The sequence below is a fragment of the Herbaspirillum aquaticum genome (genome assembly GCF_002213425.1).
Taxonomy (GTDB): Bacteria; Pseudomonadota; Gammaproteobacteria; order Burkholderiales; family Burkholderiaceae_D; genus Herbaspirillum; species Herbaspirillum aquaticum.
The window spans coordinates 53,145-75,092 of record NZ_NJGV01000006.1 but is presented as its reverse complement, the minus strand read 5'-3'; the positions used below and the strand labels follow the sequence as shown (position 1 = coordinate 75,092).

General features: G+C 62.3%; 24 protein-coding genes. 12 read left to right on the top strand and 12 right to left on the bottom strand.

The window, feature by feature from the left end; all coding sequences use genetic code 11:
• The first annotated feature begins 9 nt into the window (after positions 1-9).
• The 4 genes from CEJ45_RS07845 (at position 10) to bfr (ending at position 2,713) form a co-directional block, all read left to right on the top strand.
• The gene (locus CEJ45_RS07845; protein ID WP_088754611.1) at positions 10-708 is read left to right on the top strand and encodes an energy transducer TonB; all 699 of its coding nucleotides are present in this window, start codon (positions 10-12) and stop codon (positions 706-708) included.
• 95 nt (positions 709-803) lie between these two features.
• The gene (locus tag CEJ45_RS07840; RefSeq protein WP_039786252.1) at positions 804-1,535 is read left to right on the top strand and encodes a MotA/TolQ/ExbB proton channel family protein; all 732 of its coding nucleotides are present in this window, start codon (positions 804-806) and stop codon (positions 1,533-1,535) included.
• Entirely contained in the window at positions 1,535-1,951 is a 417-nt protein-coding gene (locus CEJ45_RS07835) for an ExbD/TolR family protein (RefSeq protein WP_034332017.1), read from the top strand. The genes CEJ45_RS07840 and CEJ45_RS07835 overlap by 1 nt, the downstream gene beginning before the upstream one ends.
• Positions 1,952-2,233: 282 nt before the next feature.
• Positions 2,234-2,713, top strand: coding sequence for a bacterioferritin (gene bfr, locus CEJ45_RS07830; protein ID WP_008325625.1), 480 nt, complete (start codon positions 2,234-2,236; stop codon positions 2,711-2,713).
• Between the two features lie 113 nt (positions 2,714-2,826).
• Here bfr and CEJ45_RS07825 read toward each other — a convergent pair whose 3' ends face one another.
• A complete protein-coding gene (locus CEJ45_RS07825; protein ID WP_088754610.1) occupies positions 2,827-3,441 on the bottom strand; it encodes a glutathione S-transferase family protein in 615 nt (204 codons plus the stop codon).
• Positions 3,442-3,682: 241 nt separating this feature from the next.
• Here CEJ45_RS07825 and purB point away from each other — a divergent pair, with 241 nt between their 5' ends.
• The 6 genes from purB (at position 3,683) to CEJ45_RS07795 (ending at position 9,322) form a co-directional block, all read left to right on the top strand.
• The gene (purB, locus tag CEJ45_RS07820) at positions 3,683-5,050 is read left to right on the top strand and encodes an adenylosuccinate lyase (protein ID WP_088754609.1); all 1,368 of its coding nucleotides are present in this window, start codon (positions 3,683-3,685) and stop codon (positions 5,048-5,050) included.
• Positions 5,051-5,355: 305 nt separating this feature from the next.
• Positions 5,356-5,880: a cytochrome b gene (locus tag CEJ45_RS07815; protein WP_088754608.1), complete on the top strand. Its 525-nt coding sequence runs from the start codon at positions 5,356-5,358 to the stop codon at positions 5,878-5,880.
• 62 nt (positions 5,881-5,942) lie between these two features.
• Positions 5,943-6,515 (top strand): YceI family protein, encoded by a 573-nt coding sequence (locus CEJ45_RS07810; protein ID WP_088754607.1) that lies wholly within the window; start codon positions 5,943-5,945, stop codon positions 6,513-6,515.
• A gap of 111 nt (positions 6,516-6,626) precedes the next feature.
• Entirely contained in the window at positions 6,627-7,199 is a 573-nt protein-coding gene (locus CEJ45_RS07805) for a YceI family protein (RefSeq protein WP_088754606.1), read from the top strand.
• 220 nt (positions 7,200-7,419) lie between these two features.
• Positions 7,420-8,055 carry a pyridoxamine 5'-phosphate oxidase gene (gene pdxH, locus CEJ45_RS07800; RefSeq protein WP_088754605.1) on the top strand — a complete coding sequence of 212 codons (636 nt, stop codon included), beginning with the start codon at positions 7,420-7,422 and terminating at the stop codon, positions 8,053-8,055.
• 58 nt (positions 8,056-8,113) lie between these two features.
• Complete coding sequence (locus CEJ45_RS07795) at positions 8,114-9,322, top strand: SAM-dependent methyltransferase (protein WP_088754789.1); 1,209 nt, start codon at positions 8,114-8,116, stop codon at positions 9,320-9,322.
• An 88-nt stretch (positions 9,323-9,410) separates the two neighbouring features.
• Here CEJ45_RS07795 and msrA read toward each other — a convergent pair whose 3' ends face one another.
• Positions 9,411-9,944, bottom strand: a complete 534-nt coding sequence (gene msrA / locus CEJ45_RS07790; protein ID WP_088754604.1) for a peptide-methionine (S)-S-oxide reductase MsrA — start codon at positions 9,942-9,944, stop codon at positions 9,411-9,413.
• A gap of 205 nt (positions 9,945-10,149) precedes the next feature.
• Between msrA and CEJ45_RS07785 the strand changes: the two genes are divergently transcribed.
• Complete coding sequence (locus tag CEJ45_RS07785) at positions 10,150-10,659, top strand: flavin reductase family protein (protein WP_088754603.1); 510 nt, start codon at positions 10,150-10,152, stop codon at positions 10,657-10,659.
• A gap of 92 nt (positions 10,660-10,751) precedes the next feature.
• Here the strand turns inward: CEJ45_RS07785 and CEJ45_RS07780 are convergent, their stop codons facing one another.
• The 10 genes from CEJ45_RS07780 to CEJ45_RS07735 all read right to left on the bottom strand — a co-directional run bounded on the left by CEJ45_RS07780 (position 10,752) and on the right by CEJ45_RS07735 (position 20,782).
• Positions 10,752-11,501 (bottom strand): OmpW/AlkL family protein, encoded by a 750-nt coding sequence (locus tag CEJ45_RS07780; RefSeq protein ID WP_088754602.1) that lies wholly within the window; start codon positions 11,499-11,501, stop codon positions 10,752-10,754.
• A 355-nt stretch (positions 11,502-11,856) separates the two neighbouring features.
• Positions 11,857-12,912, bottom strand: a complete 1,056-nt coding sequence (locus tag CEJ45_RS07775) for an L-threonylcarbamoyladenylate synthase (RefSeq protein WP_088754601.1) — start codon at positions 12,910-12,912, stop codon at positions 11,857-11,859.
• Between the two features lie 12 nt (positions 12,913-12,924).
• The gene (locus tag CEJ45_RS07770; RefSeq protein WP_088754600.1) at positions 12,925-14,130 is read right to left on the bottom strand and encodes a 5-(carboxyamino)imidazole ribonucleotide synthase; all 1,206 of its coding nucleotides are present in this window, start codon (positions 14,128-14,130) and stop codon (positions 12,925-12,927) included.
• Positions 14,127-14,624, bottom strand: a complete 498-nt coding sequence (purE, locus tag CEJ45_RS07765) for a 5-(carboxyamino)imidazole ribonucleotide mutase (RefSeq protein ID WP_088754599.1) — start codon at positions 14,622-14,624, stop codon at positions 14,127-14,129. Before purE ends, CEJ45_RS07770 begins: the two co-directional genes overlap by 4 nt.
• A 12-nt stretch (positions 14,625-14,636) precedes the next feature.
• Complete coding sequence (locus CEJ45_RS07760) at positions 14,637-15,533, bottom strand: phosphoribosylaminoimidazolesuccinocarboxamide synthase (RefSeq protein ID WP_034331811.1); 897 nt, start codon at positions 15,531-15,533, stop codon at positions 14,637-14,639.
• A 101-nt stretch (positions 15,534-15,634) separates the two neighbouring features.
• Positions 15,635-16,699 (bottom strand): class II fructose-bisphosphate aldolase, encoded by a 1,065-nt coding sequence (gene fba, locus CEJ45_RS07755; RefSeq protein WP_006461735.1) that lies wholly within the window; start codon positions 16,697-16,699, stop codon positions 15,635-15,637.
• A 26-nt stretch (positions 16,700-16,725) separates the two neighbouring features.
• A complete protein-coding gene (gene pyk, locus CEJ45_RS07750) occupies positions 16,726-18,159 on the bottom strand; it encodes a pyruvate kinase (protein WP_088754598.1) in 1,434 nt (477 codons plus the stop codon).
• 189 nt (positions 18,160-18,348) lie between these two features.
• Positions 18,349-19,539 (bottom strand): phosphoglycerate kinase, encoded by a 1,191-nt coding sequence (locus CEJ45_RS07745; protein WP_088754597.1) that lies wholly within the window; start codon positions 19,537-19,539, stop codon positions 18,349-18,351.
• A 122-nt stretch (positions 19,540-19,661) separates the two neighbouring features.
• Positions 19,662-19,985, bottom strand: coding sequence for an AzlD domain-containing protein (locus CEJ45_RS07740; protein WP_034331816.1), 324 nt, complete (start codon positions 19,983-19,985; stop codon positions 19,662-19,664).
• Positions 19,982-20,782 (bottom strand): AzlC family ABC transporter permease, encoded by an 801-nt coding sequence (locus CEJ45_RS07735; protein WP_088754596.1) that lies wholly within the window; start codon positions 20,780-20,782, stop codon positions 19,982-19,984. The genes CEJ45_RS07740 and CEJ45_RS07735 overlap by 4 nt, the downstream gene beginning before the upstream one ends.
• 211 nt (positions 20,783-20,993) lie before the next feature.
• Here CEJ45_RS07735 and CEJ45_RS07730 point away from each other — a divergent pair, with 211 nt between their 5' ends.
• Positions 20,994-21,914 (top strand): branched-chain amino acid transaminase, encoded by a 921-nt coding sequence (locus CEJ45_RS07730; RefSeq protein WP_088754595.1) that lies wholly within the window; start codon positions 20,994-20,996, stop codon positions 21,912-21,914.
• Positions 21,915-21,948 lie beyond the last annotated feature (34 nt).

Genomic DNA, 21,948 nt, shown 5'->3' with positions numbered 1-21,948 from the left:
ACCAGATCAATGAACGCCATTTCACCGTCTCTCATGAGTATCAGCCCACCCAGCGCACTGATGCGCCAGGCACGCAAGATCGGCCCGCTGGGGCTGATCATCCTGTTGCACGTCGCCTTTTTCTGGGCGCTGCAAAGCGGCCTGGTCCACCAGGTCGCCAGCGCCGTTCCCAAGGAAGTGATCGCCACCTTCATCGTTCCCGAGAAGGCCCCTGAGCCCGCGCCGCCCAAGGCCGAGCCGGCCCCGCCCAAGCAGGTGAAGATCGTCAAGAAAGTGGTGGCACCGCCCAAGCCGGTCCCCGTGACCGAAACCCCGGCACCGACCGCCATCACGGCGCCGCCCCAGCCGCCGCAACCAGCTGCCCCGGCAGCGCAGGCCGCTCCCGAACCGACGCCGGCACCGGCCGCCCCGCCTGGCCCGGTCCTGCCCAAGCAGATCACTTCGGGTATCGAATACATCGAAAAGCCGAACCCGACCTATCCCAGCGTGTCGCGCCGCATGGGTGAAGAAGGCGTGGTGGAATTCCGCGTGACCGTCAACACCAGCGGCCGCGCCGAAAAGGTCGAGATCACCAAGTCCTCCGGCTATTCGCGCCTGGACGATGCCGCCCGCAGCGCCGTGATGCGCGCCGTCTTCAAGCCCTATATCGAAAACGGCAAGGCCATCACCGTCAGCACGGTCGGCAGCCTGGCCTTCCGCCTGAACTGAATAAAGCATCTCGCCTGGCCGGGTCTTGCCCGGCCAGGCAATCATTTCGTTTCATCATTCCCCTCATCTGATAGTCAAAAATAGAAGGAAACATCATGGAAGTTAGTCCGTACGGATTGGAAAGCCTCTGGGCCCAAGGCGATTTCGTTACCAAGGGCGTCGCCGTCCTGTTGCTGGCCATGTCGATCGCGTCCTGGTACGTGATCTTCACCAAGGCCTTCCAGCTGCTGCGTTTCCGCAAGGCCTCGGCCGCCGCCGGCCACCAGTTCTGGGATACCACCAGCCTGCCCGAAGGCGTGGCCACCCTGGGCCATGACAACCCCTTCGCCGAAGTGGCCAAGGCCGGTGTCACCGCCATGAGCCACCACACCGCCCACAAGGGCCACCTGCATGACCAGCTGTCGGTGAGCGACTGGGTCACCCTGTCGCTGCGCCAGGCCATCGACGAAGCCTCCGGCAAGCTGCAAACCGGCATGGCCGTGCTGGCTTCGGTCGGCTCGACCGCACCGTTCGTGGGCCTGTTCGGCACTGTCTGGGGCATCTACCACGCGCTGGTGTCCATCGGCACCACCGGCCAGGCCAGCATCGACAAGGTCGCCGGCCCCGTCGGTGAAGCCCTGATCATGACCGCGCTGGGCCTGGCCGTGGCCATCCCCGCCACCTTCGGCTACAACGCCCTGGTGCGCGGCAACAAGACCACCATCGCCAAGCTCAACAAGTTCGGCTTCGACCTGCACGCCCTGTTCGTCACCGGTGCCCGCGCCGCCGGTGAAGATGGCCAGCCCAATGGCGGCAAGGCCAAGCTGACCGCAGTCGGGAGGGCATGATGGGCATGGGTTCCCTGTCCGATTCGGACGACGATTTCAATCCCGAGATCAACACCACCCCGCTGGTGGACGTGATGCTGGTCTTGCTGATCATCTTCATCATCACCATCCCGGTGATGAACCATGCGGTCAAGATCGACCTGCCCAAGGCCAGCAGCCAGCCGGACCAGGTGAAGCCGGAAAGCATCAACCTGTCCATCGATGCAGCCGGCAACGTGTTCTGGAATGAAGAAAAGATCGACAGCAGCGAACTGAGCGCCCGCATCGCCGTGGCCGCCCAGAAGCAGCCGCAGCCGGAAATGCACCTGCGCGCCGAGCGCACCACCCAGTATGAAAAGGTGGCGCAGGTAATGTCGGCGGCGCAGTCTGGCGGACTGACCAAGATCGGCTTCGTGACCGATCCTGACAAGAAATAAACTTCAGCAGTCGCCGCGCCCAAGGGAAGTGCCACCCCGGCACTTCCGGCAACTCCCGGCACGCTCCCCACAGGGCCTGCACCCGAAAACCTCCCTCGCCTGGCGACGGAGGTTTTTGTTTTTTCCTTCATACGCCAACCAAAGTAAGAATGATTACCGCTAATTCTTGCTGAACAAAGCACGCATCTGGACTATGATCCGTCCGTCCGCGGTCAGGCAGCTATAACGTCACCCATAATTAACGCGGTTTTCCTCTTACATCAATTTTTAAAGGTAATCCCCATGAAAGGCGATCCCGCAGTCATCAAGTTGCTCAATGCTCAACTGACCAATGAGCTCACCGCCATCAACCAGTATTTCCTGCATGCCCGCATGTACAAGCACTGGGGCCTGGACAAGATCGGCGCCAAGGAATACGCCGAATCCATCGGCGAGATGAAGCACGCTGACAAGCTGATCGACCGCATCCTGATGCTCGACGGCCTGCCCAACCTGCAGGCGCTGCACAAGCTGATGATCGGCGAGAATACCCAGGAAATGCTGCAATGCGACCTGAAGCTGGAACAGGCGGCCCACAAGACCGTCAAGGAAGGCATCGCCACCTGCGAACAGCACGGCGATTACGTCTCGCGCGAACTGTTCCAGATGATCCTGGATGACACCGAAGAACACATCGACTGGCTGGAAACCCAGCTGGACCTGATCGACAAGGTCGGCATCCAGAATTACCTGCAAAGCCAGATGTCGCCGGCCAGCGAATAATCGCAACAGCCGATGGCAAACAAAAAGCGCGCTCCTTGGAGCGCGCTTTTTTTATGTCATCGCCCATCTGGCCACAAGACCGATGGCAATGGCCAAGGGCGCGGGCCCCTGCCTCACAGATGCGGCACGGTGTCCTTGAAACTGGCCCGTTCCGACACCTTGTCGAACAGTCGCGCCAGTTGCGGATAATCCTCGCGCCAGGCCAGGTCCGGGAAGCGGAAAGCCAGCCAGCCCAGCGCACAGCCTACCGCCACGTCGGCCAGGGTGTAGTGGTTGCCCACACAGAAGGGCTTTTCGCCCAGGCCCTCGGCCATCGCCTTCAAGGATGCCTCCACCTTGCTCCACTGGCGCTTGATCCATTCCGGGCTCTGCTGCTTGGTCGGACGCAGGGTCTTTTCCAGACGCACCAGCACGGCCGCATCCAGGGCACCATCGGCCAGCGCTTCCCAGCACTTGATCTCGGCGCGCTCGCGGCCGTTGGGGGGCAGCAGCTTGCCGACCGGCGTCAAGGTGTCCAGGTATTCGACGATCACCCGCGAATCGAACATGGCGCCCCCATCATCCATCAACAGACAGGGCACCTTGCCCAGCGGGTTGCTCTCTTGGATGGTGGTCGATGCACTCCAGACATCTTCCAGGATGAATTCGTAATCGATCTTTTTTTCGGCCATCACGACGCGCACTTTGCGCACGAACGGACTGGCATTGGAACCGATGAGTTTTAACATAGCGTGTGGAGTAATGATCTGTGGCGATTATATCATTCGCATTTCCTGACAATTTTATGAAGAATCGCGTCAGGAACGGAATGCAACGGTCCAAAAGGACTGCGCCGGACGGGAAAATTGGGCCGGCCGGCGTGCCGATGGTAAAATGCCGGGCTCAGGCGATTCGGGTTTTGGCATAAAAGCCTGCCAAAACTCGCCAATCTTCAGTCAACGCATCTCTTCCGTTTCCATCGTTTCCATCATGTCCCTCTCCGCTCTCTCGGCCCTGTCCCCGCTGGACGGCCGCTATGCCTCCAAGACCGATCAACTGCGTCCGCTGCTGTCTGAAGCGGGCTTCATGCACCATCGTGTGAAGGTCGAGATTGCCTGGCTGCAAGCGCTGTCCGAAGCCGGTTTTGCCGAGATCAAGCCGTTCTCCGAGCAGGCGCGTGCGCTGCTGGACAAGCTGGCCGCCGACTTCACCGAAGCCGACGCCGCCCGCATCAAGGAAATCGAAGCCGTCACCAACCACGACGTCAAGGCCGTGGAATACTGGCTCAAGGAAAAAGTGAAGGATGTGCCTGAACTGGTGGCCGCCTCCGAATTCATCCACTTCGCCTGCACTTCCGAAGACATCAACAACACCTCGCACGGCATGATGTTGAAGGCCGCGCGCGACACCGTGCTGCTGCCCTCGCTGCAAGCCGTGATCGCCAAGCTGACCGCCCTGGCCCACGAGCACGCCGCCGTGCCGATGCTCTCGCGCACCCACGGCCAGCCGGCCAGCCCGACTACCCTGGGCAAGGAAGTGGCCAACGTGGTGGCGCGCCTGCAACGCGCGGCCAAGCGCATCGCCAGCGTCGAGATCCTGGGCAAGATGAACGGTGCCGTGGGCAACTACAACGCCCACCTGTCGGCCTACCCGCAGACCGACTGGGCGGCCTTCTCCAAGGAAGTCGTGGAAAAGCGCCTGGGCCTGACCTTCAACCCCTACACCATCCAGATCGAGCCGCACGATTACATGGCCGAACTGTTCGATGCCGTGGCCCGCACCAACACCATCCTGCTGGACCTGAACCGCGATATCTGGGGCTACATCTCCCTGGGCTACTTCAAGCAGCGCACCAAGGCCGGCGAAATCGGTTCCTCGACCATGCCGCACAAGGTCAACCCGATCGACTTCGAGAACTCCGAAGGCAACCTGGGCATGGCCAACGCCGTCCTGAAGCACCTGGCCGAGAAGCTGCCGGTCTCGCGCTGGCAGCGTGACCTGACCGACTCCACCGTGCTGCGCAACATCGGCGTGGGCTTCGGCTACACCCTGCTGGCCTATGACAGCTGCCTGCGCGGCCTGAACAAGCTGGAAGTGAACCCGCAACGCCTGGCCGACGACCTCGACGCCACCTGGGAAGTGCTGGCCGAGCCGGTGCAGACCGTCATGCGCCGCTATGGCATCGAGAATCCGTATGAGCAACTGAAGGAACTGACCCGCGGCAAGGGCATTTCCAAGGACGCCCTGCGCGACTTCATCAATGGCCTGGCCATCCCGCAAGAAGCCAAGGACCACCTGCTGGCCATGACCCCGGCCAACTACATCGGCACCGCCGTGGAACTGGCCAAGCAGATCTGATAGCGCATAGCATCGATCCGCAACATGAAGAAATGGCGCACAGCAATGTGCGCCATTTTTCATTTGGCCCACCCAAAACGTGAAGCATTGTCAGGATTACTCGCAAAACCGGACGGCTGAAGTGCGATTTCGGCGAGTAATGCGAGCAGCCAAAGCTCTTTATACTCAGCAGGGTCAAAAAGAGTGGCATCATCGCTTGCCGCCCGGAATCTTCGCGGATTTCGCGACGCCAGCCCGGCCTGCCCGCGCTGCAGAACCATTGCAGAGCCAGCCGCTCCAAACGCCACCTACGCTCGCCACATCCTATGGAACGCTATACCAAACCCGCCGTGCTGCTGCACTGGCTCATTGCCCTGTTGATCATCTCCGCTTTCGGCCTGGGGCTGACCATGGTCGACATTCCCGGCCTGACCCCGACCAAGCTGAAGTATTTTTCCTGGCACAAGTGGCTGGGCGTGACCGTGCTGGCGCTGGTCTGCGTGCGCCTGCTGTGGCGCCTCACGCACAAGGCCCCGGCCTATCCGGCCCACATGCCGGCCTGGCAACAGTCGGCCGCGCACGGCCTGCACCTGGGCCTGTACGTGCTGATGTTCGCCATTCCCGTCTCCGGCTATTTCTACAGCCTGGCCGCCGGCGTGCCGGTGGTCTACCTGGGCGTGGTGCCGCTGCCGGTGCTGATGGCTCCCAATCCCGAGTGGAAGCCACTGCTCAAGGCCACCCACTACTGGCTCAACATGACCCTGCTGGCGGCCTTTGCCCTGCACGTGCTGGCCGCGCTCAAGCACCAGTTCATCGATCGTGACAATATCTTCAAGCGCATGCTGCCCTGATCCGCTCCAAGCCGCATCGCACGCAAGATCATTCATATAGCTCGTTTTTTACGGAACCCGACATGACCTCCACTTCCTCCCTCCGCTTCCTCAAGCCCAGCCTGCTGGCCCTGGCCGCTGCTGCCTTCACCCTCTCCGCGCAAGCCGCCCCGCTGAAGGTCGATGCCGCCAAGAGCAGCGTCACCGCCACCTTCAAGCAGTTGAACGTCCCGGTCGATGCCAAGTTCAAGAAGTTCAACGCCACCATCGACTTCGACGCCGCCAAGCCGGAACAAGGCAAGGCCACGGTCGAGATCGACGTGTCCAGCTTCGACCTGGGTGAAGCCGAGTACAACAAGGAAGTGCAGAAGAAGGAATGGTTCAACGCCGCCCAATTCCCCAAGGCCAGCTTCGTGGCCAGCAGCATCAAGGCCGCTGGCGCCGGCAAGTATGACGTGGCCGGCAAGCTGACCATCAAGGGCAAGAGCACCGATGTCAGCTTCCCGCTGGCCGTCAAGAAGGATGGCGCCACCCAGGTCTTCGACGGCGCCCTGCCCATCAAGCGCCTGACCTACAACGTCGGTGAAGGCGAGTGGAAGGATACCGGCATGGTGGCCGATGAAGTGACGATCAAGTTCCACATCGTGGCCCAGTAATCCGTAGCAACAGCACCAACAACATCAACAAAAGTCGTTCCGCGCCATGACGCACCGCCCTGCAAGGGGCGGGCTCCCCAGCGGTTTTTCTCACTCAAGGAATCAACACACATGAAACTGAATCACCTCTTCTTCGCCCTGGTCGCCGCCGGCGCCGCTGTCTCCGCCAACGCTGCTGATACCTACAGCATCGATCCCAGCCACACCTACCCCAGCTTCGAAGCTGACCACATGGGCGTGTCCATCTGGCGCGGCAAGTTCGACAAGACCAGCGGCACCGTGACCCTGGATCGTGCTGCCAAGACCGGCACCGTCGACATCACCATCGATACCGCCTCCATCGACTTCGGCATGGCCAAGATGAACGACCACGCCAAGAGCGCCGACATGTTCGATGTCGCCAAGTACCCGACTGCCCAATACAAGGGCAACATCAAGTTCAACGGCGACAAGCCGGCCACCGTCGAAGGCGAACTGACCCTGCACGGCGTGACCAAGCCGGTCACCCTGACCCTGAACAAGTTCACCTGCATCCAGCATCCGATGCTCAAGCGTGAAGTGTGCGGCGGCGATGCGTCGGCTTCGTTCAACCGCGCCGACTTCGGTATCGACTACGGTGCCAAGTATGGTTTCTCGATGGACACCAAGCTGGCCATTCAGGTCGAAGCCGTCAAGACCAACTGATCTTGCCCGAGCTTGCCTGAAGCGGCCGGACCTGGTCCGGCCCCGGCAAACCGCGAAAGCCGATGCGATAATGCATCGGCTTTTTTATTGGCGCGCCTTGCTTGCGATCATGGAGCAACCGGCCGCCAGGCCGCACAATGGCTCGCATTCGCCGTTTTGCTGCTCTGCAAAACATTTTGAAACGCGCTAATCTAGCGCCACTCCCCAAGGAGCAAGAAGCATGTCGTTAGCTGACCTACGTAAAGACTACAGCCGCGCCAGCCTGTCCGAAGTCGACACGGCCGCCGACCCGATTGACCAGTTTGCCGTCTGGTTCGAGGAAGCGACCAAGGCCCAGGTCCCCGAGCCCAACGCCATGAGCGTGGCCACCGTCGGGGCCGATGGGCGGCCTTCTTCGCGCATCGTGCTGATCAAGCAGTTCGATCAGCTGGGCTTTACCTGGTTTACCAATTACGACAGCCGCAAGGGGGCCGATGTAGCGGAGAATCCCTACGTGGCCCTGCTGTTCCACTGGGTAGAACTTGAACGCCAGGTCCGCATCGAAGGAAAGATCGAACGCGTGACCAAGGAAGAGAGCGACGCGTACTTCTACAGTCGCCCCCTGGCCAGCCAGCTCGGCGCGATCGCCTCGCAGCAGAGCCGGACTGTCGCCAGCCGCGAGACGCTGGAACAGCAATACGAAGCAACCAAGCAGCAATTCGGGGACCATCCGACCCGCCCGGAACACTGGGGTGGCTACCGCGTGATTCCCGATCGCATCGAATTCTGGCAAGGCCGACCCTCCCGCCTGCACGACCGCGTGCTCTACACGCGCTCCGATGACGGCCAGTGGCAACGGCAGCGCCTGCAGCCCTGACGACATCCCCCATGCCAGGCAGGGCCGGACAGCATTCATCACTGACGCGGAGGACATCGTGTTTTGGGAAAAGAAGCTAGACGCCTGGGTAGAAAACATTCGCAATGTGTCGGCCCTGCCACTGCGGCTGGAGCTGTGGAACGGACAGCATTACGACTTCAGCAGCGGTACGCCTGAAGTCACGCTCAAGGTTCCGCACGCCTCAGCCATCACTTCACTGCTCACGCCCTCGCTGGCCAACCTGGGCGAGGCCTACGTCGAAGGCAAGATCGAGGTCGAGGGCAAGGTCAAGAGCATCATCCAGGTCGCCAACGGCCTGGCCTCCAACACCCTCAAGGCCGAGGGCCGGCTGGGCCGCATGGTGCGCAGCGTGACGCACACCAAAAAGCGGGACGCCGAAGCCATCCAGTATCACTACGACGTCTCCAACGACTTCTACAAGCTGTTCCTGGACGAGAACATGGTGTATTCCTGCGCCTACTTCGAGAACGGCGACGAGGACCTGGGTGCGGCCCAGCTCAAGAAGATCGACCACATCCTGCAGAAGATCCAGTTGAAGCCCGGCCAGACCCTGCTCGACATCGGCTGCGGTTGGGGCGCGCTGGTATTGCGGGCGGCGCAGAAATTCGGTGCGCGCTGCGTGGGCGTGACGCTCTCCAAGAACCAGTACGCCCTGGCACGTGAGCGGGTGGAAGCGGCCGGTCTCAGTGATCGCATCGAGATCCGCCTGCAGGACTACCGTGACGTCACCGGCACCTTTGACCGCATCACCTCGGTGGGCATGTTCGAGCATGTGGGCATCAAGAATCTGCCGACGTATTTTGCCCAGATCAGGAAGCTGCTGGCCGATGGCGGCATGGCCATGAACCACGGCATCACCAGCACCGACATCGAGAATGGCGAGTCGCCCTATGGCGCCGGTGAGTTCATCGACAAGTACGTGTTCCCCGCCGGTGAACTGCCGCACATCAGCACGGTGCTGCGGACCATGCAGGAAGGCGGCCTGGAAGCCTTCGACGTGGAGAACCTGCGGCGCCACTATGCCCGCACCTGCGGCATCTGGGCCGACAATTTCGAAGCCAATGCCGAGGCCATCCACCGCGTGACCGACGAGAAGCGCTACCGCATCTGGCGCGTCTACCTCGCCGGCAGCGCCTATGGATTCGAACGCGACTGGATCTCGCTTTACCAGGTCATCTGCACCAAGGCCGGCCGCAGCGCGCAACAGCTGCCATGGTCGCGCAAGTACATCTACGCACAACAATAAGCATTCGCCAGCCCCATGAAGCAACGGGCCTGCCCTCTTCCGGGGGCAGGCCCGTTGTACGTTCTACGTCGTCACGTGCAGCGAAAATTTATTCCGGCTTGCTCTTCTCGGCAAACACCTCACGCAGCTTGGCCACCTTGGGCGCCACCACGAAGGCGCAGTAGCCCTGGAAAGGATGCTGCACGAAGTAGTTCTGGTGGTAATCCTCGGCGCGATAGTAAGTCTGCGGCGGCGACAGTTCAGTCACGATGGGGGCATCCCACACCAGCGCCATCTCGGCGATGATGTGCTTGGCCGTATCGTGCTGGGTGGCATCCTGGTAGTAGATGACTGAACGATATTGCGTACCGACGTCATTGCCCTGGCGGTTCAGGGTAGTCGGGTCATGGATGGTGAAGAAAATTTCCAGGATCTCGCGGTAGCTGATCTGCTGCGGGTCGAAAGCCAGCTTGACCACCTCCGCGTGCCCGGTCTGGCCGCCGCACACCTGCTCATAGCTGGGATTGACCACACTGCCGCCGGTATAGCCGGACTCCACCGACTGCACGCCCTTGACCTGCTGGTACACCGCTTCCAGGCACCAGAAGCAGCCGCCGCCGAGTACTGCAATTTCCGTGGCCATGATGTTCTCCCGTTAAGTTGCTTGTTGTAAAACTTTACTCCAATTCAGCACTTCAAGTGCGGTCGATGTGAAGCATTCTCAAGTCGGCAACATCCGGCCCGCACGGCAAGACTGCGCGCGATCCGTTATCATGTGCATCTCCGCGCAATGACCGGCTGGCCGCAAGGCGCCCGCCGGAGCGCTTCGACCTCCAAGCAGACTCCCGATGCACACACGCTTTCCCCGCGCCGAAGCGCGTCAGTTCGACGCGGCGCATTTCCGCCAGGCCCTGTCGCAATTCGCCACAGGTGTCACCGTCATCACGACCCGCCTGGCCGATGGCACCCTCCTGGGCCTGACCGCCAGCTCCTTCAATTCGGTGTCGCTGGATCCGCCGCTGGTGCTGTGGAGCCTGGGCACGCGGGCCAACAGCCTGCAGGCGTTCTCGGGCAACTCGCATTACGTCATCAACATCCTCAGTGCCGAACAAGCCCATCTGGCGCAGCAATTCGCCAGCAAGATGGAGAACCGCTTCGAGGGTGTGGCCTACACCCTCTCGCGCACCGGACAGCCGGTGCTGGAAGGCGCCTCGGCCTGGTTCGAATGCCACAACCGCAGCCAGTATCCGGAGGGTGATCACGTCATCTTCGTGGGCGAAGTAGAACACTGCGAAGTCGACCCGCAGGCTGCGCTGGTCTTCCACAATGGCCGGTTCACGAAGACTGAGGCTTTCTGAACTTGGCGTCTGCTGTGCCTTGAGGCAGTCGCCCAAAAGAAAATGGCGCCCGGAACAACCGGGCGCCATTTTTTTGCAGCAGCTTTCCGTTCTTAGAAGCGGTAGCCCACCGACAGGAAGGTCACGATCGGGTTGATCGTCAGGCTGGTGCTCGAGTGGGTGGTACCGCCTGCCACTGCCGGCAGCTCGGTGGTGATGGTGGCATCGGTCTTCAACGGAATGTAGGACACCGACAGGCCCACCGACCAGTTCTTGTCGAAGTTGTAGTTGGCACCCACGGTCAGCACCGGTGCCCACGAGGAGCTCAGGCTGGCGCTGGACTTGGCGCTGCTGATGGCGCCATTGGTGTACTTGCTGGAAATGGTGCGCTGGAAGTTGCTGGTCAGCTCGACGTTGTCGTACCAGACGTAGGTCACGCCGGCACCGACGAAGGGACGGAAGGCGCTGTTGCCGTCACCGAAGTGGTACTTCGCCACGATGGCCGGGCTCCACTGCTTGGCCTTGCCGATCTCGCCCACGCCAGCCAGGGTGCCGGTGCCATCGAGCTTGAAGGTCGGCGGAATACCCAGGTCAGCGGTCAGCGAGAAGTTGTCGGTCAGGTAGCGGGTGAAGGCCAGGCCCAGGGTATCGGCGCTCTTCACGGTGGAACCGGAGCCGGGGATGGGGCCCGCGCCGGGACCATCATTCTTGCGCAGGATTTCGCTGGAATCCTGCGGTGCCAGGTGGAACCAGCCCACGCTGACGACATTGCTGCCCGCAGTCTGGGCCATGGCCGGTGCAGCGCAAGCTGCCATCACGGACAGGGCGGCGATTTTCGGCAGAAGGGAAAATTGTTTTTGCATTGCTGTCTCCAAGAGTTGCGGGCAGTGCCCGGATTTTTTATTCCCGGCCTCAGGCATCGGACGGGATAGATCTCACGGCTGGTTACCGTTTTTCATTATTCAACGTAATCCTGCGTAACTGGAAAGTACGTGGTTTTTACGCTGACGAAACAAAAAGAACGCGCGTGCTATTCCTTGGAGATACTATGCCAGCTTTGTCACAATTTGTATAGAACATGTGAAGAGCACGAACGTGCTTGTCGGCTTTTGACAACCGCGTACTGACCCAAAGGTCAGTACCGGCGCGGCAGAGCGGCGGAGCAGGGAAATCGGCAGCGAGCCGCAGCGTTCCGGTTCGCCGCCGCAGAACGACTGCTCAGCTTGGGAGCAGTCGCGCCAGCAAACCCTGCGAATCGAAGGCAGCGCGTCGCAGGCGGTCGTTGACGCCCTGCCATTCTGCGCCGAGGGGCAGGGATTCCACCACGATGAGGTCCGCGCCCGCATGGTCCATATCGCGCAGGGCGGCATAGAGATCATGGGCATAGGCATCGGCAGCGGGCGGCATCGGCCGGATCACGTGCACGCCGGGCCTACCCTCGCCCCGGAATTCGCGCTGGATCAGCGCGACCTTCTGGCCGATGCCGGCCAGCTTGCCCAGCAGTGCCGGCAGCTCGGCAGGCGCAACCTGCACCACCGGCGTATGCGGTGCGTAATGCGCATCGAGCGTACCCGATGCGCGCGGTGCAGTGGCGTCGGGCGTGGCCAGCGGCACCCCCAGCACGGCGGCAATACGATCCGCACTGATCTGGCCGGGACGCAGCAATACCGGGCCATGCGTCTCGATGCGGGACAGGTCGACGATGGTGGATTCGATGCCCACTTCGCTCTGTCCACCGTCAAGCACGTAATCCACGGGGCTGTCGGCATCGCTGCCGAATTCCTCGCGCACGTGCTCGGCGGTGGTCGGGCTGACGTGTCCGAACTTGTTGGCCGAGGGACCGGCGATACCGCCCTTGCCGCCCCGGAATTCGCGCAGCAGCGCTTGCGCCACCGGATGCGAAGGACAGCGCACGCCCACCGAATCCTGGCCACCGGCCACGGCATCGGGAATGTGCGCGGCGCGCTTCAAGATCAGCGTGAGCGGACCAGGCCAGAACGAGGCAATCAGGCGCCGCGCTTCCACCGGCACCGACGCGGCCCAGTAGCCGATATCGGCTTCCGGCGAAACGTGCACGATCACCGGATGATTGGCAGGACGTCCCTTGGCTGCATAGATGGCAGCAATGGCGGCCGGATTCTCGGCGTCGCCGCCGAGGCCGTAGACGGTCTCGGTCGGGAAGGCCACCAGGCCGCCCTGCTCCAGCTTGCGCGCGGCATGCATGATGGCGGCCGCATCGATGGCTACGGTGGAAGAAGCGTGCTTGTCGTTCATTGCCCGCCTCGCTTACAGCGTGATGCCGAGGATGGCGCAGGCTGCTGCCAGCTGGCGCTGTGCATCGGCCAGCGTGGCAGCGGTGAAGGTGACATGGCCCATCTTGCGGCCACGGCGTGCTTCAGCCTTGCCATACAGGTGCAGGTGCGCACCGGGCAGCGCCAGCACCTGATCCCAGGCCGGTTCGCGCTGGGTGTCGGTATCACCCTCGTACCAGACATCGCCGAGGATATTCAACATCACCGAGGGCGAATGCTGGCGCGTATCGCCCAGCGGCAGGCGCGCCATGGCGCGGGCCTGCTGTTCGAACTGGCTGGTGACGCAGGCATCGATGGTGTAGTGGCCGCTGTTGTGCGGACGCGGGGCCATCTCGTTGACCACCAGCGCGCCATCGTCCAGCACGAAGAACTCGATGCACAGCACGCCGACGTACTGCATCGCGCCGATGATCTGCAAGGCCGCCTGCTGCGCACGCGCAGCGGCATCGGCCTTGATGTTGGGACCAGGCACGGTGGTGGTGAAGAGGATGCCGTCACGATGCACGTTCTCGGCAATCGGATAGACCACGGCCTGGCCATCATGGCCGCGCGCCACCAGCACCGAGACTTCGTAAGCCAGCGGCAGCATCTTTTCCAGCACGCAGGTCACGCCCTTCATGGCGGCGAAAGCGGCGCGCACTTCGTCGATGCTGCGCACGCGCACCTGGCCCTTGCCGTCATAACCCATGCGCGCAGTCTTGAGGATGCCTGGCAGCAGGTTGGCATCGAGGCCATCGATATCAGCCTCGCTGTTGATCACCAGGTGCGGTGCCGGCAGCACGCCGGACTGCGATCCGCATTCGGTGAAGAAGGCCTTCTCTGCAGTACGGTCCTGCGCAATCGAGACCCCGGAAGCTGCCGGTGCCACGAAGGTCTGCGCTGCCAGCGTCGCCAGGCTCTTGGCCGAGACGTTCTCGAACTCGGTCGTGATGGCCGCACACAGCGCTCCCAGCTCGGCCAGCGCCACACCATCGTCGTAGGCGGCATTGATGAGGCGGTCCGCCACCTGCCCGGCCGGGCAGTCGGCATCGGCTTCCAGCACGGCGACCTTGAAGCCCATGCCCTGTGCCGCGTGGGCGAACATGCGGCCGAGCTGGCCACCGCCCATCACGCCCAGCCAGGTGGCCGGGGTGGTCGAGGGAACGGCGGGACGGAGGGTGGAGGCGGACTGCTGGGTCATACAGGCAACTTCATGTCGAGGGCGACTTGCGTCTGGGTCTTGCGGAAGGCTTCCAGCTTTTCAGCCAGGGCCGCGTCGGTGGTAGCCAGCATGGCGATGGCGGAGAGCGCCGCATTGGCGGCACCGGCTTCACCGATGGCATAGGTGGCCACCGGAATGCCCTTGGGCATCTGCACGATGGACAGCAGCGAATCCTCGCCACGCAGGTACTTGGAAGGCACCGGCACACCCAGCACCGGCACGATGGTCTTGGCGGCGATCATGCCCGGCAGGTGCGCAGCGCCGCCGGCACCGGCGATGATGGCGCGCAGGCCGCGCGTACGGGCGCTCTCGGCGTAGGCGAACATCTGGTCCGGCATGCGGTGGGCAGAGATCACCTGGGCTTCGAAGGGCACGCCAAAGTCCTTCAGGATGGTGACCGCATTCTGCATCACCTCCCAGTCGGAGGACGACCCCATGACCACGCCGATCAGCGGTTTGACAGTATCGTTCATGTCCGGTCCTCGTCAGTCCTTGAGCTTCTCGCCGGTCAGGCGTTCCAGCGCCTCGCGGTACTTGGCGCCGGTCTTTTCGATCACATCGGCCGGAAGCGCCGGTGCAGGCGGAGTCTTCTGCCAGCCGTCGACGGTTTCCAGGTAATCGCGCACGAATTGCTTGTCGAAGGACGGCGGCGAGATGCCGACCTGGTAGCTGTCTGCCGGCCAGAAACGCGAAGAGTCCGCAGTCAGCACTTCATCCATCAGGTGCAGCACGCCGTTGTCGTCCAGGCCGAATTCGAACTTGGTGTCGGCGATGATGATGCCACGCGTGGCCGCGTAGTCGGCGGCTTCCTTGTAGAGCTGGATGGCCACATCACGGATCTTGTGGGCCAGTTCGGTGCCGATGCGCTTTTCGGTTTCTTCGAAGCTGATGTTTTCGTCGTGTTCGCCCAGGTCGGCCTTGGCGGCCGGGGTGAAGATCGGCTGTTCCAGCTTGGAGGCCTGCTGCAGGCCCGCCGGCAGCTTGATGCCGCAGATCGCACCGGTGGCCTGGTAATCCTTCCAGCCGGAACCGATGATGTAGCCGCGCACCACGGCTTCCACCAGGATCGGCTTCAAGCGCTTGGCCACCACGGCGCGTCCGCGCACCTGCTCCACTTCGGCCGGGCTCACCACGGACTCGGGATCAACGCCGGTCAGGTGATTGGGCACGATGTGGCCCAGCTTCTCGAACCAGAAATCGCTCATCTGGTTCAGGACCTTGCCCTTGCCGGGGATCGGTTCGTTCATGATGACGTCGAAGGCCGAGAGGCGATCGGTGGTCACGATCAACAGCTTGTCGTCGCCGACGGCATAGTTTTCACGGACCTTGCCTGTGCCCAGCAGCGGCAGGGAAGTGATCGAGGATTTGTAGAGACTGCTCATGGTGGTCTTCTCGTAAAGTCAAAAACCGGAACCGCCATTTTCAGGGCGATTCCGGTCGGTGGGGCCTTGCGTGCGGCGTAGGCCGTATCAGGCTTGAGCGCTTACTGGACGATCTGTGCCAGTTCGCCGCTCTTGTACTTCTCGGCGATCTTTTCCAGCGAGACCGGCTTGATCTTGCCAGCCTGGCCTTCGCAGCCGAAGGACAGGAAACGTGCCTTGCAGACCAGCTTGGCCGCTTCGCGGGCGGGCTTGAGGTAGTCGCGCGGGTCGAACTTGGACGGGTTCTCGAACAGGTAGCGGCGGATCGCACCGGTCATGGCCAGGCGGATGTCGGTGTCGATGTTGATCTTGCGCACGCCGTGCTTGATGCCTTCCTGGATCTCTTCGACCGGCACGCCGTAAGTTTCCTTCATGTCACCGCCGAATTCGCGGATCTCGGCCAGCAGTTCCTGCGGCACCGACGAAGAACCGTGCATCACCAGGTGGGTGTTGGGGATGCGGGCGTGGATTTCCTTGATGCGATCGATCGCCAGGATGTCGCCGGTGGGCTTGCGCGAGAACTTGTAGGCGCCGTGCGAAGTGCCGATGGCAATGGCCAGCGCGTCGCACTGGGTGGCCTTGACGAAGTCGGCCGCCTGGTTCACGTCGGTGAGCAGCTGTTCGCGGGTCATGGTGCCGTCGGCGCCGTGGCCGTCTTCCTTGTCGCCCTTCATGGTTTCCAGCGAACCCAGCACGCCCAGTTCGGCTTCCACGGTCACGCCGATGGCGTGCGAGAACTCGACCACCTTGCGCGAGACTTCGACGTTGTACTCGTAGCTGGCCACGGTCTTGCCGTCGGCTTCCAACGAGCCATCCATCATGACGGAGGAGAAACCGGACTTGATCGCGGCCATGCAGACCGCCGGCGACTGGCCGTGATCCTGGTGCATCACCACGGGGATGTGCGGATAGGCTTCCACGGCCGCCGAAATCAGGTGGCGCAGGAAGGCTTCGCCCGCGTACTTGCGGGCACCGGCGGAGGCTTGCATGATCACGGGCGCGCCGACTTCATTGGCGGCTTCCATGATGGCAGTGACCTGCTCCAGGTTGTTGACGTTGAATGCCGGCAGGCCGTAGCCGTTTTCGGCGGCATGGTCCAGCAGTTGACGCATGGATACGAGAGGCATGATGAAAACTCCAGAACGATGAAAAATCAGTACTCGCCAACGCGCAGGATCTTCAGCGCATTGGTGCCGCCGACCTGGCCGATGGGCTCGCCCCAGGTCACGACGATCAGGTCACCCTTCTGCACCACGCCTTGCGCCAGCAGGAGGTCCTGGGCGCCCTTCAACATGGCTTCGGTGTCGGGCGCCTGGGCCAGTTCCAGCGTATGCACGTTGCGGAACAGCGAAGCCTTGCGGCGCGTGGCGACATTGGGGGTGATCGCAAAGATCGGGATATCGATGTTGTGACGGCTCATCCACAGCGCCGTCGAACCGGATTCGGTGAGCGCGGCGATGGCCTTCACGCGCAGGTGGTGCGCGGTAAACAGGGCGCCATAGGCGATGGACTGGTCCACGCGGGTAAAGCGCAGGTTCAGGAAATCGGCATCCAGCTGCACGCTCTCGGAACGCTCGGCTTCCAGGCAGATGGCCGACATGGCTTCCACGGTTTCCACCGGATACTTGCCGGAGGCCGTCTCGGCCGAAGTCATGACGGCATCGGTACCATCCAGCACGGCGTTGGCCACGTCGGAGACTTCGGCGCGGGTCGGCACGGCATTGACGATCATGGACTCCATCATCTGGGTCGCAGTGATGGTCAGCTTGTTGGAGGCGCGGGCCATCTTGATCATGCGCTTCTGCAAGCCCGGCACGGCGGCGTTGCCCACTTCCACGGCCAGGTCGCCCCGGGCCACCATGATGCCGTCGGAGGCATCCAGGATTTCCTGCAGCAGGGGGATGGCTTCGGCGCGCTCGATCTTGGCGATCATCATCGGCTTGTGGCCGAAGGGCTCACCGGCCACGTTGGAGAGCTGGCGCGCCATTTCCATGTCGGTGGCGTTCTTGGGGAAGGACACGGCCACGTAATCGGCCTGGAAGCTCATCGCGGTCTTGATGTCGTCCATGTCCTTGGCCGTCAGCGCCGGTGCGGACAGGCCGCCACCCTGGCGGTTGATGCCCTTGTTGTTGGACAGTTCGCCGCCGATCTTGACGACCGTATGGATCTCGTTGCCGATCACGCGCTCGACCTTGAGCACGATCAGGCCATCGTTCAACAGCAGGATGTCGTTGCCCTTCAGGTCACGCGGCAGTGCCTTGTAGTCCAGGCCCACGCGTTCCTGGTTGCCCATCTGGCAATCGGAATCGAGGATGAACTTGTCGCCGTTGGCCAGCATGATCTTGCCATTCTCGAACTTGCCCACGCGGATCTTGGGACCTTGCAGGTCGGCCATGATGGCGACCTTCTTGCCGCATTCGTCGGCCACTTCGCGCACCAGGGTAGCGCGGTCGATGTGGTCCTGCGGCTTGCCGTGCGAGAAATTGAGGCGCACGACGTCAACGCCGGCGCGGATCATGCGGGTCAGGGTTTCACGGTCGCTGGATGCGGGACCGATGGTGGCGACGATTTTTGTTGCTCTGGACATGAATACCTTCTGGTTGCGACTTGGTGATAGAAGCCCGCTGCCCGGCCCGATGCAGGGCCGATCAGGCGGAGAGCTTCCGCCCCGAACGCGCGTCTCGGACGCGTTCATCATTGGTGGTGCTACAGACTCAGAATCCGGATGGAACAGCCGGGCGCCGCGCCCGGCAACAGGGCGCAGCGCCGGTCATGCTTACTGCGCGCGTTGCAGCAGGATCTCGACAGCCGGCAGGGTCTTGCCTTCCAGGAATTCCAGGAAAGCGCCACCACCGGTGGAGATGTAGCCGACCTTGTCGGCAATGTTGTACTTGGCAATGGCGGCCAGGGTGTCGCCGCCACCAGCGATCGAGAAGCCCGGGGATGCTGCGATGGCGCGGGCCAGGGTCTCGGTGCCACGGCCGAACTGGTCAAACTCGAACACGCCCACCGGGCCGTTCCAGACGATGGTGCCGGCACGGCCCAACTGTTCAGCCAAGGTAGCAGCGGTCTCGGGACCGATGTCAAAGATCATGTCGTCGTCGGCCACATCAGCAGCCGCCTTCACGGTGGCTGCAGCGGTCGGCGAGAATTCCTTGCCCACCACGACGTCCGTGGGGATGGGCACCGAAGCGCCGCGCTTGGCCATCAGTTCGATGATGGCCTTGGCGTCATCGACCAGGTCCGGCTCGGCCAGCGACTTGCCGATCTTCAGGCCGGCCGCCAGCATGAAGGTATTGGCGATGCCGCCACCGACGATGAGGTTGTCGACCTTCTCGGCCAGGGTCTTCAGGATGGTCAGCTTGGTGGACACCTTGGAACCGGCCACGATGGCCACCAGCGGGCGGGCCGGCTGGTTCAGGGCCTTGCCCAATGCATCCAGCTCGGCGGCCAGCAGCGGGCCGGCACAGGCGACGGGAGCAAACTTGGCCACGCCATAGGTGGTGGCTTCGGCGCGGTGCGCGGTACCGAAGGCGTCGTTGACGTAGATGTCGCAGAGCTTGGCGATCTTTTGCGCCAGCTCGTCGCTGTTCTTCTTTTCGCCCTTGTTCAGACGGCAATTTTCCAGCAGCACGACCTGGCCGGGCTGCACGTCCACACCATCGACCCAGTCGGCGACCAGCTTGACTTCGCTTCCCAGCAGTTCCGAGAGGCGCTTGGCCACCGGGGCCAGCGAATCTTCGGGCTTGAACTCGCCTTCGGTCGGACGGCCCAGGTGGGAGGTCACCATCACTGCAGCGCCTGCCTGCTGGGCATCGCGAATGGCCGGGACCGAAGCGCGGATGCGGGTATCTTCGGTGATGTTGCCGGCATCATCCTGCGGGACGTTGAGATCGGCACGGATGAAGACGCGTTTGCCTTGCAATTGCTTGGCAGAAATCAAATCGCTCAGTCGGTTGAATTTCATAGGTAGGAATTCGAAGAAGGGGGCGAAAAACGCCGTATTTTACTCCAGCCTGACCCGCTCCTGACGGCTTTTTGGCAGCCTGTACAACATCCGGAGCGCATCCTGGCGCTCTGCGCGAAACTTCACAGCAACCAGCGCAGCAGTGTAAAGAGTGACATTCCTGCCACAATAGTTCCCAGAAGATGACGCGTTGCCGCAAAGAAAACGCCGGCACCGATGCCGGCCAGCAACTTCGGATTGGCCAGGCTCATCTCGATGGCCCCGCCTGAGGTCACCAGATCGGGGAAGATGATGGCCGCCATGGCCGCTGCCGGCGCATAGCTCAAGGCATGCTTGACGCGCGGCGGCAACTTGACGGCATGGCCGAACAGGAAGAAGCCGCTGCGGGTGATGACCGTGGAGATGGTCAGCAGCACGATGGCGCCCCAGACATACCAGTCACTCATGCCGCCGCCCCTGCATCGTCTTCATTGCCGCTGCCCGGCAGCAGCTTGTCGGCCAGCATGGCCGCCGCCATGCCCAGCACCATGGCCAGCAGCAAGCCCAGCCGGTACGGCAGCTCCAGTGCCAGCACCGCCACCGTACCCGAGACGACCACCCCGGCCAGTGCCGGCAGGCTGCTGGTCATGGGGATCATCACGGCAATCAGGGCCAGGGTCCCGGCAAAGCCGATATTCCAGCTTTCCGGGATCTGACTGCCGAGCAGGATACCGATGGTCGCACCGAGCTGCCAAGCAACCCAACCCGGATAGCAGATGGCCGCAAAATAGCCGATCTTGCCGGCAGGTTGATTGAAAGTAGAGGGAGGATAGCGCTGAGGAAAGAAGGCCATCGAGATATCGCCATTGAAAAAACCGTACCAGACCCGGCGATACCAGGGCAGGTGTTCGAAATGCGGTGCCACCGCCGCCGAGAAAATCACGAAGCGCAGGTTGACGATCATGGCGGTGAAGAACACCACCAGCAGCGGCACCCCGGCCGCCAGCAAGGGCAGCGCCGCGAATTGGGCCGACCCGGCATAGACCAGGAGGCTCATGCCCAGCGACTGGTAGATCGTCAGCCCCGACTTGACCATGGCCATGCCCGAGACCATGCCCCAGGCCAGCACGGCGGGAATGGTCGAGGCACTGGCACGCCAGCCTTCCTGGAAGGCTTCCTTCTCGATGCGGCGGGCGGCGCCAGGGTCCTGCACGAGGGTGTTGCCCCCCTCCCCTGATCGGTCCTCGCCTGTCTCCTTCTGCATTGTTCTTCCGTCGGCGATTGAAGAAGCGGCCGGCCGCAGAGGGCCGGCGCGCGTGATGGTGGGTGCATTTTCACTCAGGCCTTTCATTCTACAGATGAAAGTTTTTACTCGCGTGAATCCGCTAAAATGGTGTTCTTTGTTCAGTTCGATTTGTCAGGACGGAACAATCCATTTCGGGAAGTTTGCAATCACCGCACACAGGGAGACCACCATGTCCATGGCTGACCGCGACGGCAAGATCTGGAAGGACGGCGCGCTGATCGATTGGCGAGACGCCACCATTCACGTACTGACCCACACCCTGCACTACGGCATGGGTGTCTTTGAAGGCGTGCGCGCCTACAAGACGCCGGAAGGCACGGCCATCTTCCGCCTGAAGGAACATACCCAGCGCCTGTTCAACTCGGCCAAGATCTTCCAGATGGAAGTGCCGTTCGACCAGGCCACCCTGGCCGAGGCGCAGTGCCAGGTGGTGCGCGAGAACAAGCTGGAATCCTGCTACATCCGCCCGCTGATCTGGATCGGCTCGGAAAAGCTGGGCGTGTCCGCCAAGGGCAACCAGATCCATGTGGCCATCGCGGCCTGGCCGTGGGGCGCCTACCTGGGCGAAGACGGCATCAACAAGGGCATTCGTGTGAAGACTTCTTCCTTCACCCGTCATCACGTCAACGTTTCGCTGGTGCGCGCCAAGGCCAGCGGCTACTACATCAATTCCATCCTGGCCAACCAGGAAGCGCTGGCCGATGGCTACGATGAGGCCCTGCTGCTGGACACCGAGGGTTATGTGTCGGAAGGTTCCGGTGAAAATGTCTTCATCGTCAAGAACGGCAAGATCTATACTCCCGACCTGGCCTCCTGCCTGGACGGCATTACCCGCGACGCCGTGCTGACCATGGCGCGCGACCTGGGCATCGAGGTCATCGAAAAACGTATCACCCGCGACGAGATGTATTGCGCCGATGAAGCTTTCTTCACCGGCACCGCCGCCGAGGTCACGCCGATCCGCGAACTGGATCGCCGCGTCATCGGCAACGGCGGCCGTGGCCCCATCACCGAGAAGCTGCAGACCCTGTTCTTCGACGTGGTCTCGGGCCGGGCACCGCAGTACAAGCACTGGCTCACGCTGGTGTGAGGCGCGGCCGGATCAGCACAGATTTTTACGTATC